Below are 14,227 nucleotides of genomic sequence, written 5' to 3' on the forward strand. Positions count from 1 at the left end.
TTATAGGGAGCTGTTTTGTAACAAAGAAGATAGTTAATAGCCTTTAATTTTAAATCACTGAGATAATATCTCATTCCTCATCAAAGTTCAATCCTATAAAAGTCTTTATAAAACTCCAACTCTCTTACACTCAGTAAGGCAGTGGTAACTTATCCATGCTCTATTGTCGTTATCTTATCAAAAAGCAAAAAACAAGCCAAACGCTCTATTAGTAGTAGTCAGCTAAACGCATTACTGTGCTTACACATCTACCCTATCAAGCACATAGTCTTTGTGCGAGCTTCAGGGAAAGTTTATCTTGGAGTTGGCTTCCTGCTTAGATGCTTTCAGCAGTTATCACATCCGTGTGTAGCTACCCAGCGATGCTCTTGGCAGAACAACTGGTGCACCAGTGACACGTCCATCCCGGTCCTCTCGTACTAGGGACAGCTCTCCTCAACTTTCCTACGCCCACGGCAGATAGGGACCGAACTGTCTCACGACGTTCTGAACCCAGCTCGCGTACCGCTTTAAATGGCGAACAGCCATACCCTTGGGACCTGCTCCAGCCCCAGGATGCGATGAGCCGACATCGAGGTGCCAAACCTCCCCGTCGATGTGAGCTCTTGGGGGAGATCAGCCTGTTATCCCCGGGGTACCTTTTATCCTTTGAGCGATGGCCCTTCCACACAGAACCACCGGATCACTATGACCGACTTTCGTCTCTGCTTGACTTGTATGTCTTACAGTCAGGCTGGCTTGTGCCATTACACTCAACTTGCGATTTCCAACCGCAATGAGCCAACCTTTGCAAGCCTCCGTTACTTTTTAGGAGGCGACCGCCCCAGTCAAACTACCCACCAAGCATTGTCCTGCCTGTGGATAACACAGGCCAGTTAGCTAACAGAAACATCAAGGGTGGTATCTCAAGGATGGCTCCATAAGAGCCAAAGCCCTTACTTCAAAGCCTCCCACCTATCCTGCGCATGATATTCCCATTAGCAGTGCTAAGTTGTAGTAAAGGTCCACGGGGTCTTTCCGTCTTGCCGCGGGTAGGAGGAATTTTCACCTCCACTACAATTTCACTGAATCTCTGGTTGAGACAGCTCCCATCTCGTTACGCCATTCATGCAGGTCGGTATTTAACCGACAAGGAATTTCGCTACCTTAGGACCGTTATAGTTACGGCCGCCGTTTACTCGGGCTTCAATTCAACGCTTCATCTTGCGACTGACGCATCCTCTTAACCTTCGAGCACCGGGCAGGCGTCACACCTTATACTTCCTCTTACGAGTTGGCAAAGTGCTGTGTTTTTGGTAAACAGTCGGGAGGGACTCTTTGCTGAGACCACATCGCTGTGGCACACCTTATCGCGAACTTACGGTGCTAGTTTGCAGAGTTCCTTAACCAGAGTTCTTTCACGCGCCTTAGAATACTCATCTCATCTACCTGTGTCGGTTTGCGGTACGGACGACTATGGATATGCTTAGAGGCTTTTCTTGGCACGACGGTATCAGCGATTCTCCCTTTGTCCTAAAAGGACTCAAAGAGCCTGTTTGGGTTTCAAATACAGAGGTGGATTTGCCTTCCCTCCAATCTACGCCCTTAGACTAGCGCTTCCATCAGCTAGCTCGCTTAACCCTATGCGTCCCCCCATCACGCTCCATAGTCGGTATTGGAATATTAACCAATTTGCCATCACCTACCCCTTTCGGACTCGGCTTAGGACCCGACTAACCCTACGATGACGACCATCGCGTAGGAAACCTTAGATTTACGGCGGATACAATTCTCATATATCTTATCGTTACTCATTCCTGCATGCTCACTTCATACCGCTCCAGCACTCCTTACCGGTATACCTTCAACGCTGGTATGAACGCTCTTCTACCACTGTGTCAAACACAATCTACAAATTCGGTGTCTATCTTAGCCCCGTTATATTTTCAGCGCATGACCACTAGACCAGTGAGCTGTTACGCTTTCTTTAAAGGATGGCTGCTTCTAAGCCAACCTCCTGGTTGTTTGAGTAGCCACACATCTTTTTCCACTCAGAATAGAACTTAGGGACCTTATTTGGTAGTCTGGGTTGTTCCCCTTTTGACGATTGATTTTATCACCCACCGCCTGACTCCCAAGATACGATAAAAGGTATTCGAAGTTTGATAGGGTTTGGTACCGCGGCGAGCAGCCCTAGCCCAATCAGTGCTCTACCCCCTTTTATTATCACTTGAGGCTATACCTAAATATATTTCGAAGAGAACCAGCTATCACTAAGTTTGTTTGGCCTTTCACCCCTATCCACAGCTCATCCCAACCCGTTTCAATGGGTACGAGTTCAGTCCTCCACGCGCTATTACACGCGTTTCAACTTGGCCATGGATAGATCACTTAGCTTCGGGTCTGCAGCATCTGACTTGTTCGCCCTATTAAGACTCGCTTTCGCTACGGCTTCGCATTCGCTTAACCTTGCCAGATACCACAACTCGCAGGATCATTATGCAAAAGGCAGTCCATCACCCTGATAAATCATAGGGCTCTGAATGATTGTAAGCAGATGGTTTCAGGTTCTATTTCACTCCGCTCACTGCGGTTCTTTTCACCTTTCCCTCACGGTACTTGTTCGCTATCGCTCAAAGAGTAGTATTTAGGGTTGGAGAGTGGTCTCCCCGGCTTCAACCTGGATTTCTCGTGTCCTGGCCTACTCTGGATCCTGCTACCTAAGAACGCCTTGTCGCATACAAGGCTATCACTTTCTATGGCTTACCTTTCCAGGTAACTCTGCTAAAGCGTTCTCTTGGATGTTGCAGTCCTCAACCCCGAATGCAAGCACTCGGTTTGCCCTTCTCCCCGTTCGCTCGCCACTACTTAGGGAATCTCGTTGATTTCTTTTCCTCTAGTTACTGAGATGTTTCACTTCACTAGGTTCGCTCTCTAAATTAGAGTAACTAATATCTCTATTAGTTGGGTTGCCCCATTCGGACATCTACGCATCAAAGCTCCTTGACAGCTCCGCATAGCTTATCGCAGTCTAGTACGTCCTTCATCGCCTCTCTTTGGCAAGGCATCCGCCATCTGCTCTTAAAAGCTTGTTTTAAATTTTAAAATATCCTTTAAAACCCGCCCTTTTATAATGAATAACGACAATTGCACGAATATTCTTCAGCGCTACCACTGCCTTAATGAATATAAGACAGAGTTATTGTAGTTTTACTTTACTTTTACATAGGCTATTAACAATGTTAAATCAAATAACTTCGTTTTTCTTTAAAAACCCGCTATAATCACTCTTGAATGTTAAACCCTTTAAGAAGACTAAAAATGCTTGATCCCTAATCTTTTTATAACACTCAAGTTTTATCAGCTAGTGGGCTTTTATATTTTTATATTTAAAGCTTTTAGCTTTTATAACTTGTTTGAGTGGTTTCAATTAAAGAACTTTTTAAAGCTTGTCTTTAAAAACGAAATGTAATTATAGACATGCAATGCTTAAAGTTTGCTTAAATATTTTGGAATTTGAAAGAAAATTTAGAGTTTGAAAGAAATTTTAAAGTTTGAAAGGAATGGATACAAAGTTATTGGAAATGATTTTGAAATGATTGGAGATGATTGGAAAATGATGAAATTGATGGAAATGATTTTGAATGGGGGCTAAGAATAAAGCTTTAAAATCAAACACAAAGCTTTAAAATCAAACACAAAGCTTTAAAATCAAACACAAAGCTTTAAAATCAAACGCATCGTTATCAAACGCACCATTAAATTAAATCAAACGCACCATTAACCATTGATTAAATACCGCTAGATACAACACTCCAAGTCATCTTTCTTTCAAAAAAAGGGTAGAAATGGCATTCAACCATTCAATCATTCAATCATTCAATCATTCATTCATTCAATCATTCAATCATTCAATCATTCAATCATTCAATCATTCAATCATTCAAGCAATCAAGCAATCAAGCAATCAAGCAATCAAGCAATCAAGCAACGCTATCATGTTTTTATAACTATTTTTATCACTTTTACAAAAGATCGCTTAAAAATCCCTTACTTTTTATTATTCCCCCTTGCATTAACCCTTTTATTCCCTCTCTCATTAATCCGTGCCACAACATTTTTAAACCATTTGATTCCATAAGCCCCATTTTTAAATCAGTGGGGCTTACAGAGTTAAATTCAATACAAGGAGAAGACGATGGCAAAAGTAGATGTAGAGTTAAAAAAACTCCATAAAATTTTAGTGGATGATGATTATTTTTATCAAGTTCCCGATTACCAACGCCCTTATGTGTGGGATAAAGATCATTTAGGGGCTTTGATTGATGATCTGGTGGGGAGCTACACAAACAATAAAGAAGATGATTATTTTTGCGGCTCTATTGTGATCGCTGAAAACCAAAAAGATAACAGATGGGATGTTGTGGATGGCCAACAGCGATTAACGAGTTTTATTATCTTGGCTTGCACGATTTTAAGGCTTTATAAACACAGGTTAGGGCAAAAATCTAAAGATTTTATTGAAGGGAGTATTTATGATAAATACGATAAAGAAAAAGAGCGTCTGAAATTCTTAACCGCTCAAAATTACAACAGCATTTTTGAAAACACGGTGTTAAAGAATTTAGAGTTTGAAGACAACATTAAAACGAGCGAATTGAATAAGAAGTTTGATGAAAACACTTATTTGCGTAACGCTTATTATTTTAGAGAGCTATTGAATGAGAGCGTGGAAAATGGTTCAATAAGCGATATTGATGATTTTGTCAAGTGGTTTTATGAACACATTGTTGTGACCAGGATCATTTGTTTTGAGCAAGACAGCGCGATGCAAATCTTTCAAGTGTTAAACGACAGAGGCCAACCCTTAAGCCCTATTGATATTTTAAAATCCAGTTTGATGCAAGAAATCAAACAAGATAGTGAAAAGCGTAAGGATTTTATAACCACTTGGGACAAATTGGTTGAAGCTTGCAAGAGCATTGAAGGCATAGATATTGATTTGGAAGACTTTTTTAACATGTATTTAGAATACGCTGATCCTAGTTCTTCTAAAAAGAGAGCCGATAAGGGATTAAAAAAGGTGTTCAAAGACAGCAAAAAAGACGCTTGCGAGTTCATTTATGATGTGAGCGCTTTTATGAAATCTTATACCGATTTGTTAAAAAAACAAGACCGATACATTTATTTATTAAGATACCTTCCCTCTAGGTATTGGGCCAGCATTTTAACGACCGCCCTTTATGTCAAATACCCTGATTTTGACGCTTTGAAAAATCTTTTGGTGTCTTATTATTACCAAACTTGGATTGCAGGAGGCACGATCACGCGCATCAAGCAAACCAGTATCAACATTATCAAAAATGTTAAAAGCAATAAGGGCATTGAAACCATTCAAGAGCTTATACTGGACAACATAGAATCTTATAACACCTTTAACCAATACCGCTATAACTTATGGGATAGCCCTTCTGTTTATCCTAGCAAATGGTTACGCCCTGTCTTAGCCCTAGCTAATTATTTTATGACAGATGAAGAGAAACCCCATTTTATCGCTATGGATGCCGAAACCCAAGTGGAACATATTTTACCCCAAAATCCCAAAAGAGGCAGTCAATGGAACGCGGATTTTAACAAAGAAAAAAGAGAAGAATTGGTGAATAATATCGCGAATTTAACCCTTTTAAAGCGTAAAAAGAACGCAAAAGCCTTAAACATGGATTTTGATGAAAAAAGAAAAATTTATGGCGGCAAAGACCCAAGCAAAGTGATTAGCTGTTATGACATCACTAAAGAATTGTATAGCGATTATAGGAAGTGGGATGAGAAGTCTCTCCAAAAGCGATACGATTTTTTGTATGAAATTATCACGCCTGTTTTACACATAGAAGGGCAAGAAGAGGGATATGAAGATGATTTTGATCTAGAATGATTGAAAATCATCAAGCATAAAAATAACAAAGGGGATAATCAATGCCTAAAAAAGAGCTATTAAAGATGTCAAAGAAAAGGATTTTTAAAGACTTCTTAAAAGAAGCCAAACAACACCGCCCCATTATTTTCTATACAGATAATGATTGTGATGGCATGTTGGCTGGCAGCGTTTTAATGTCTATGTGTTACAGATTGGGTATTAAAGATTTCTTTTTCTTTAGCCCCTTAAGGAATGCGCATGGCTATGGTTTCACTGATTTATCCCTAAATGATTTATTGTCTCAACCTTGTATCTTTAACCCTAAAACCAATCAATTAGTCCGCCTAGATTGCATTAAAAACCAATTTCAAAAAGACCCCTTATTGTTTAGTGCTGATTTGGGGGCGGATTTGGCCGCTGATACACAATTGCAAGAAATCTTATTAGAGCGTTTTGAACAATGCATCATCACAGACCACCATAAGAGTTTTGAAGTTGATTTGATTGATGGAAATAAAATCGCCTACATTAACCTGAATGATGAAAAAGACGCTAACTATTATAGCGGGGCTTTCACAAGCGCTTTAGTGTTTAATCAAATCTTTCAAACGCAAACCACTCCTTTAGAAGAAGAATTGATCGCTATCACGCTTTTAAGCGATCGCATTGATTTGGATAACGGGGATAATTTGGATATGGTTTTGAATTTAGCACAAGCTAAACATGACCGCATTGAATGCTTTTTCAAAGATAAAGATCTTTCTTTAGCCCAAGACGATTTAGATGGAATTTCTAACTTATACGGCTTTAATTGCATCAATTATATCAACGCTTTAAGCCGTTTGAGCGGGGCTAGAGAGTTTAAGGGTTGTTATGATAGCTATTTGCATTATCTGGTTTTAAAGCATTTCAATCCCATAAGCGATCCGCGCTTAAGCGCCTTTAATGTTAAGGAATTCAAAAGATACAACGACATTAAAAAGAAAATAGTGAAAGAAAGCGAAGAAAACGCTCAAATTTTTTCTTGTAACAAAATATTAGTGGCTCTTTTAGATGAAAGCTGCTCTATTAAAGTGGGTGTCAGCGGTTTAGTGGCTAATAACTTTTTAAAAAAATACCCTTTCAATCATTCCCTTTGTATCTATAGAGACAATAAAGACGGGTATAGCGGTAGCGCTAGGGGTGATGGGACTTTTTTAAGCCAGATTAAAACCATTCCTCTAATACAAGCTGGCGGGCATGAGGAAGCTTTTGGGTTGAGCTTTGCAAAAGAGGATTTTGAAAAAGTAATCAAAAGCTTACAGGCCTTATAAAGTCAAATAACGCTAAGGCTGAATGTTAAAAAAGAGGACTTGACATGTTGTTGGATTATGATTTTTTATTGTTATTGAATGATGAGAGCGGGAATCCAACCAGATACTACTATTTGTTACAAGATTTTGAAAAGGATTTTGTGGCTAGTAAAGTGGCTCAAAATAGAGCGAAGAGATTCGTTAAGGAGATCATTGGGAGGGAGAAAGCCTCTAAAACTAAAAACAGCGCCATTGAAGTTTCTAACACGAAAGCTTCTGCTGTTAAGAACGAAACGATTGGAAGCGGCGATCTTAAAAAGGTGTGTGAGAAAATCAAAAGCGGACTACCCTTTGGGACTATCTCAGCCTTTAAACCCTTTAAAGACGCTTTTTATAGGGATTTCAATCATAATGAGCAAAAATTACTGATAGTGGCAGCTAAAAGCGGTTGCATTCAATCTAGTGCTGACAAACTGGCTCAGTTAAAAACGCGCTTACTCTATTGGCAGGACAAATCTGTTAAAGTGGATTGGGATAAACCCATTTTGATTAAGGACTTCTTTAAAGGCAATAATTACCTTTATAGGAGGTTGTGTTTTTTATTGGGGAAGCATTTTATGGACAGATTTTTTAAGAATAACGCTAAGGCGAGCGTGAAAGACTTTATATCCAGTAAGGAATTTGTCAGTAAATACCGATACACCCCCAAGCAAAATACAGAAAGAGCGAAAAAGCTGCAATCGTATTTAGAGAGTAAGCGTGATTTTATAGGGTTTGTTCAAACGCTTAACTCTTTGAAAGACAGCCCGCAAGATCCTTTTTTACCCGATGAAGAAATAAGCTTTTTGGTGTTCGCAAATGAGCCTACTATCATATTTAATTTAAGGGACTATTTATTGGTGTTAGCGCAAATATTTAACCAACAAGCGATCTGTTATTGTGATAGCAAATGCCCTATAGAATTAATCAACGCTTCACCGGGTAAGGACTTTAACAAGACACAAGACAGCTTTTCAGACATCAAATTCTCAACGCCCAATCAATTAGAACAATCTCTCAACGCTCTTAAAAACAAGCTAGCTGCATTCTTTTCAAAACACCCTGATAAAAACAATGGTATAGAGTTTAATGAAATCGTTAAGACTCAAATAAAAGCGCTTTATATGCCACAATCTAGCGATGATTTTGATGATTTTCGCAAGGATCTTGAAGATAGCGTTAAAAGTTTTATCAGAGCGAAAAAAAATCGTTATGGTTTTCCTAAAATCTTTGATGTTGCAGACATAGAACAAGAAGAGAGGGAAGTCATTGAATGGCGAGAAAAAAATAGAGCGTCAAAACAAAGCTATAAACAAAACCTTCAAATCAACGAAATCGCTAACGATTTAAAGCATGATAAGGTAGTGGATAAAAGAGCGATTTTAAGCGTGATAGACGCTGATTTAGAGCGTGGTTTTATCCCGCCTAAAGACTTGTTAAAACAATTAGAAAAAATCAGCGCTTCTCTTTCTAAAGACATCGTAATAGCGATAAAGCAAGTAGAAAAATTAGAGCTTAACTACGCGCTAATAGACAATATCCAACACAATACGCTTGATGACACGCTTGATTTTACCTTTATTATTGGGGATTCTTTGAGCGTTCAGTCGCTTTATGTTACCTTTGATCTTGTGATTGACATGGATAGGCCTATGAGCGAGCAGTTCCTCAACCATATTGGGAAATTGGGGAGTTTTGAATCTAGAGAGCGAGCGTTAGAGTGTGTGCGATTAACACAAGCTAAACTGATCATTGAAACGCCTAGGGAAGCGCTAAAAAATGCGGAATTATTGCAAATTGAAGAAATATTGACTGGCTGTATTTTTAATGGCGCTTACCGCCTTCAAAAACGATCTTAAAGGCAATAGACATGAAAACTTTAAGCAAAATTAAAACCACCACAAGGAGGAACAAGCCATGCCAAAAAGATAAAAACTACCAAAAAACATTGAACGACCGATTATAGCGGAATTTAAAACAAATTTTTACCAAGGAGTATTTTATGGGTTTTCAAAACGAAAATGAGTTAAAACTAGGCGCGTCAGTCAAAGCCACAATCAATAACAAAGTGGTGGAGGCTAAAGTCATTAGCATTGGGTTTAATCGTGTAACCTTAAGGAGCCAAAAAGGCAACGAAGCCACATACTTTTTCAATAGCGATAAGTTTTTAAAATGGTTTAAGGAAGTGCCTTTGAATGAAGTTGCGAAAAATCACGCTGAAAAAAGCGGAGAGGATTTGTTGAAAGGCGTTAAAATCGTTACGAGTGGTGCGAGTGTTAAGGACAGGACTTCTACTTCTAAAGAAAAAGAGGATAGGTTTAAACTCGCTTTTGGATTTAAGACTACCGATGATAAGACTAGCTTTGAGATTATTGCGGAGGATTATACTTTAAGCGAGAGAAAAAGTAGGCTCGGTTCGTTATTATCTCCGATGTTTTTTGAGGGGAGTGGTAATCAAGCGTCCGCTATCATTATAACCGCTCTCCATTATGCGAAAGGGCTAAACCGACATAGCGATGCGGAGTGGCGTGCTATGATTGATAACCGAGATGAGGAAAAATGCGAGCTTACGACACTTGATAATTTGGATAGAGTTGGAACGACTTTATTCTGTGGCGTGATTAAAGAGTATGCGGAGGGTAATAAGGAGTTTGAAAAAGAACTTAACGACTTTTCCCCTGATGGTTTTTGGGCTATGACTTTACCTAAAAACAAAAATGAGGCGTTGTTTATCGCTCAATTGCTCTGTGATGGCGGTATCAATAAATATGATTTAACATGCGCAGGTCTTACTGAAAATTTGCTAAAAGACATTTTTAATAATATTGGACTAGCGACTGCTAAAGAGGTTGATGAGCATTTAGCAAATTTAGATAAAGAGGAGGCGGAGTTAAAAGAATAACCCCCCTAGGGGGTCTCCTTTTTTTTAATCTTTTCTTTTATTCTTTTATTTTTTCTTTTTTCATTCCCTCTCTAATCTGTCCATTTAATTTTGTTTAAAATATATTATGTGTATAATCATAAGAAATTTAATCAAAGGTAGTGCCATGCTTATAAACGCTGTCATAGAAAAAGATGAGAATGGGTATTTTGCTTTTGTCCCCTTTCTAAAAGGCTGTGTATCACAGGGGAAAAGTTATGAAGAAGCCCTAAGAAATATTAAAGAAGCCATAGAGCTTTATTTGGGAGATTTAGAAGCCGATGAGTTAGCTTTTCTTTCTAAGAAAAATTCTGTAATAGCACCCATTGAGATAGCTTTTGCCTGAATTGCCACGACTCACAGCTAAAGAAGCGGAGAAGCTATTATTGCAGAATGGATTTGTTTTCTCTAGGCAAAAAGGCAGCCATAGAATTTATGTGAAAGATAAAATCAGGCAGGTTTTGCCTTTTCATTCTGGCGAAATCTTGCACCCTAAAATAGTGAAAGAAATCATGGAAAATATCCTTAAATGAAATCTAAAGAAGTCTTAAAGATCTTAAACAATATAAAAACCCAACAAAAAGCGTTTTTAGTGGGTTTTTGCGTTTAAGAAATCGTGCGCAAATACCCGTTTTCGCTCAGCATGACATACAAGCGCCCCATGATTTCTTTCTTTTCTTCCATGTCCAGTTGGTTGTTGTCTTCAATTTTTTGCTTTAAAAGGCGCTCGATCTCTTTAGTGTCATAGTCCAAATCGTCTAACACATCTAAAATCGTTTGGGCTTCGCAAATATCTTCCACTTCATAATCGCCTTTTTCATCAAAAACCACGCTAAATTCCGTAGGGTGCGTGAATAAATTGTGTTTCATGCCTAAAACTTCTTGATACGCTCCCACTAAAAAGAACGCTAAAAAGTATTCTTCTTCATCTATATCTATATCGTGCAAAAACAAGGGCTTCGTGGAATCAAAAGCGATTTCCCCATCGCTATCGCAAGTAATATCCCACAAGCTCGCGCTCCTGGTGGGCTTTTCATCTAATTTATTCAAGGGCATGACCGGGAAATTCTGTCTCAAGCCCCAATAATCCGGCAAGCTTTGGAAAAACGAGCAATTCAATAAATAGCGCTCTTGGACCTGCTCTTGAATGCGTAAAATATCGTTATGATCCTTAACATAAAGCAACTGCACCGCTTTTTTGACGATCAAATGGGCTAAAACTTCAGTATTGCTCCTGTCAATCAAATCAATATAGCCCAAATCAAAAAGCGTGAATAACGACTCGGTGTGATCAAAACTATCATGCAAGTATTCAATGGCGTTTTTTTCATTGATATTAGCGAGCAAGTCTAGCATTTCATCAATCAAGGGGGGGTTATTACTTTCTTTGATTTTTAGGGATTTTTCATTGTATTCATGCGAAAACAATTCTAACACCGGAGCCACTAAAACGGCATGGTTAGCGGAAATATAACGGCCTGATTCAATGAAAATGTCCGGCTCTATTTCTTGCTTATTTTTCACAATTTCCCTCAATAAAAACACCACATCAGCACTGAATTCCTCTAAAGTGTAGTTTTTATCTTGGTGGTGTTTGTGTTGGGTGTATTCTACGGCTAACCCCCCTCCAATATTCACGCTATTGAGATTTTTAGCGCCCATTTTACGCAATTCTGCATACAAGTTTCCCGCTTCTCTTAAGGCCTTTTTTAAGGGCGAAATATCGCTGATTTGAGAGCCTATGTGGAAATGTATCATGTGGAAATGCTCTAGTAAGTCGTTTTCTTCTAAAAGGCGCATCGCTTCTAAAACTTCCGTGCTGCTAAGGCCGAATTTAGAATTGATCCCCCCGCTCTTTGCCCAAACGCCAGTGCCAGCGCTGTGCAAACGGATACGAATGCCAATTTTAGGGCATGCTACAAAATCGTTTTGTTTAGCCACGGCGATAATGGTTTTTAATTCATTCAAACCCTCAATCGTTAAAGTGATCTCATGCTGCATGCTTTTAGCGATAAAGCCAAGCTCAATCATTTCTTTGTCTTTAAAGCCATTCACGGTGATAGGGGCTTTAGGGTTAGTGTAACTCATCGCAATGATGAGTTCGGATTTACTCCCGGCTTCTAAACCATAATCCAAGCCCTTAGCCCCCTGCACTAAAGGGAAAACAAACGAGGGCATTTGATTGACCTTTAAAGGGAAAACCGCCTTAAAAGCCCCGCTGTATTGATACTCTTTAATCGCTGAAGAAAACGCATCAAACAAGCTTTTGATTTGTTTTTGTACCAAATGGGGGAATCGCACCAACAAAGGCCCTCTATAGCCCTTATCGCGCACGCTTTGAACGATTTCTAAAAGCGAGGGGTTTTTGCCATGACAAACTTTAACCAAGCCTTTTTCTATCTTAAATTCGTTATTGCTCCAAAAATTAATCCCATAATCATGGACTTCTTGCATTTTTTATCCTTTATTACGATAAGGTTTTAAAGAGGTTGGGGTTGTTTTTAAAATCTTTGATCGCTTCTTCATAAACCTTTTCAATTTGAATGACTGAATTTTCTAAAGTGTAGTTTAAAGCGCTTTTAGCGTATTCGTTTTGCATTCTTTCTCTTTCAAGCTTGTTTTCTAACCACCAGTCTATTTTAGCGCTCAAATCTTTAGCGTTATTAGGCTCAAATAACGATCGTTCATCTAGCGCGAATTGCCTGGTCGCGCTTAAAGGGCTATTAGCGATAACAGGCACAATCCCCACGCTAATGGCTTCTAAACATGCAATCGCTTCGCTTTCCACATTGGCTGTGTGCACATAAAGGGTGCAAGTTTTTAAAATCTCTAACAATTCATTAGAATTGACAAACCCAAATTCCGTTTTTACGCCTAGTTTCTGGGCTAGAAGTTTGATTTTTTTCTCATCAGGCCCCTTGCCTTTGAGTAATAATACAATGTCTTGTTTGTATCGGCTTAAAGCAACCGCCTTAATGAGAACGCTTTGATTTTTTTCATTAGAATAGCGCCCTACCATAGCGATTTTAAAGGGCGTGGTGTCAAAAAGGCTTTTTTGCGGGTGTTCAAATCTAAACATGGGATCAAAGCCGTTAGAAATAGCGTATTTTTTCCCTCCATAGTTGTATTTTTCTAATTCTTCTACAATGAATTTTGATGGGCAATGGATATGGTGGATATAGCGGTAATGCGAAGATTTAAACCACGAAAAAAGCATCATGTTAAACCAAGAAAATTGCCCCAATTTCATGTTATAAGAAATATGCTCTGGCTGTAAATGGAAAGAGCCAATATAAGGCACTTGCATTTCTCGCGCGATTTTTACGGCTGTTTTTTCTAGCAAAAAAGGCAAGTAAGTATGGATCATATCCGCTCCCTTAAAAGCCTTCCTTAAAATTTTTTTATCCGGTTTAGCAAAAAGAATGTGTTGTTTGTGTGAAATTTCTGTAACTAGGGGGATATAGCGCTCTTTAAGGTTGTAATACCCTTCTTCTTCACTCCCTAAATTATCCACATGAGGGGCGACCACTCTCATCACATGCCCTCTTTTTTTCAGCGCTTCAAAAAAACGAAACGCTGTCATAGAAGTGCCATTACTGGTGTCTTTAAAGCTATCCACGACTAAAACAATAACCATTTAACTACTCTTCTTTAAAATTGAATTTAAAAGGCTTTTTATCAAACACAACGATTTCTATCATTCCCTCTAAAACCTGAATGTCTAACACAAACGCCTCTATTTTTATTTCAGCTTTTTTCACGCCATCTTGAATGACTTGCGCTTTAATGAGCGCTTCTTGATTCAATTCTAGGGGGGCGTAAAAATTGATGTTATTAGAAACCACCACGCTGTGCCTTTTATTCAACGCGCACAAGGCCGCATAATTGCACGCAATAAGCACAAACCCGGCATGCACAAAATTTTCTTCATACACCATGCTTTCATTACCCTTGAAACGCGCATGGGCTATATCTTTTTCTAAAACGACCAGTTCAGTGCCAACGCTTGGTTTGAAATTCTTACAAGTCTCTAAAGAGTCATAATCCACACGAACGACTAATTCTTGCACTATTTAATCCTTT

At 38.9% G+C, this 14,227-nt stretch carries 9 protein-coding genes, 1 rRNA gene and 1 pseudogene; 7 read left to right on the plus strand and 4 right to left on the minus strand.

Going from position 1 to position 14,227, the window contains the following annotated elements:
* Nucleotides 1–187 precede the first annotated feature (187 nt).
* A 23S ribosomal RNA gene (locus J5F42_RS06035) occupies nucleotides 188–3,074 on the minus strand.
* Nucleotides 3,075–3,827: 753 nt separating this feature from the next.
* Between J5F42_RS06035 and J5F42_RS06040 the strand changes: the two genes are divergently transcribed.
* The 7 genes and pseudogenes from J5F42_RS06040 (at nucleotide 3,828) to J5F42_RS06070 (ending at nucleotide 10,677) form a co-directional block, all read left to right on the plus strand.
* On the plus strand, nucleotides 3,828–3,989 hold the full coding sequence (locus tag J5F42_RS06040) for a hypothetical protein (RefSeq protein ID WP_283491229.1): 162 nt from the start codon (nucleotides 3,828–3,830) through the stop codon (nucleotides 3,987–3,989).
* 188 nt (nucleotides 3,990–4,177) lie between these two features.
* Entirely contained in the window at nucleotides 4,178–5,911 is a 1,734-nt protein-coding gene (locus J5F42_RS06045) for a DUF262 domain-containing protein (protein ID WP_283491230.1), read from the plus strand.
* Nucleotides 5,912–5,952: 41 nt separating this feature from the next.
* On the plus strand, nucleotides 5,953–7,206 hold the full coding sequence (locus J5F42_RS06050) for a single-stranded-DNA-specific exonuclease RecJ (RefSeq protein WP_283491231.1): 1,254 nt from the start codon (nucleotides 5,953–5,955) through the stop codon (nucleotides 7,204–7,206).
* Nucleotides 7,207–7,250: 44 nt separating this feature from the next.
* Nucleotides 7,251–9,117 (plus strand): annotated as a pseudogene (locus J5F42_RS06055) (hypothetical protein).
* Nucleotides 9,118–9,226: 109 nt separating this feature from the next.
* The gene (locus J5F42_RS06060) at nucleotides 9,227–10,126 is read left to right on the plus strand and encodes a hypothetical protein (RefSeq protein ID WP_283491232.1); all 900 of its coding nucleotides are present in this window, start codon (nucleotides 9,227–9,229) and stop codon (nucleotides 10,124–10,126) included.
* 145 nt (nucleotides 10,127–10,271) lie between these two features.
* Nucleotides 10,272–10,490, plus strand: coding sequence for a type II toxin-antitoxin system HicB family antitoxin (locus J5F42_RS06065; RefSeq protein ID WP_000906664.1), 219 nt, complete (start codon nucleotides 10,272–10,274; stop codon nucleotides 10,488–10,490).
* A complete protein-coding gene (locus tag J5F42_RS06070) occupies nucleotides 10,483–10,677 on the plus strand; it encodes a type II toxin-antitoxin system HicA family toxin (RefSeq protein ID WP_001114660.1) in 195 nt (64 codons plus the stop codon). Before J5F42_RS06065 ends, J5F42_RS06070 begins: the two co-directional genes overlap by 8 nt.
* A 73-nt stretch (nucleotides 10,678–10,750) precedes the next feature.
* On the opposite strand, the gene speA is transcribed toward J5F42_RS06070, so the two are convergent.
* The 3 genes from speA to J5F42_RS06085 are packed head-to-tail and all read right to left on the minus strand — an operon-like array spanning nucleotide 10,751 to nucleotide 14,214.
* The gene (speA, locus tag J5F42_RS06075) at nucleotides 10,751–12,598 is read right to left on the minus strand and encodes an arginine decarboxylase (RefSeq protein ID WP_001158589.1); all 1,848 of its coding nucleotides are present in this window, start codon (nucleotides 12,596–12,598) and stop codon (nucleotides 10,751–10,753) included.
* Between the two features lie 13 nt (nucleotides 12,599–12,611).
* Nucleotides 12,612–13,781, minus strand: coding sequence for a glycosyltransferase family 4 protein (locus J5F42_RS06080; protein ID WP_283491233.1), 1,170 nt, complete (start codon nucleotides 13,779–13,781; stop codon nucleotides 12,612–12,614).
* 4 nt (nucleotides 13,782–13,785) lie between these two features.
* A complete protein-coding gene (locus tag J5F42_RS06085; RefSeq protein ID WP_180452698.1) occupies nucleotides 13,786–14,214 on the minus strand; it encodes a hotdog domain-containing protein in 429 nt (142 codons plus the stop codon).
* Nucleotides 14,215–14,227: the final 13 nt, after the last annotated feature.

It is taken from the genome of Helicobacter pylori, assembly GCF_030062585.1.
Lineage (GTDB): Bacteria > Campylobacterota > Campylobacteria > Campylobacterales > Helicobacteraceae > Helicobacter > Helicobacter pylori_CN.

Bases quoted from the DNA above. Each gene is read 5' to 3' on its own strand.
- J5F42_RS06045 (WP_283491230.1), top strand. From the start codon at position 4,178: ATGGCAAAAGTAGATGTAGAGTTAAAAAAACTCCATAAAATTTTAGTG.
- J5F42_RS06040 (WP_283491229.1), top strand. From the start codon at position 3,828: ATGGCATTCAACCATTCAATCATTCAATCATTCAATCATTCATTCATT.
- J5F42_RS06060 (WP_283491232.1), top strand. From the start codon at position 9,227: ATGGGTTTTCAAAACGAAAATGAGTTAAAACTAGGCGCGTCAGTCAAA.
- speA (WP_001158589.1), bottom strand. From the start codon at position 12,598: ATGCAAGAAGTCCATGATTATGGGATTAATTTTTGGAGCAATAACGAA.
- J5F42_RS06050 (WP_283491231.1), top strand. From the start codon at position 5,953: ATGCCTAAAAAAGAGCTATTAAAGATGTCAAAGAAAAGGATTTTTAAA.
- J5F42_RS06080 (WP_283491233.1), bottom strand. From the start codon at position 13,781: ATGGTTATTGTTTTAGTCGTGGATAGCTTTAAAGACACCAGTAATGGC.
- J5F42_RS06065 (WP_000906664.1), top strand. From the start codon at position 10,272: ATGCTTATAAACGCTGTCATAGAAAAAGATGAGAATGGGTATTTTGCT.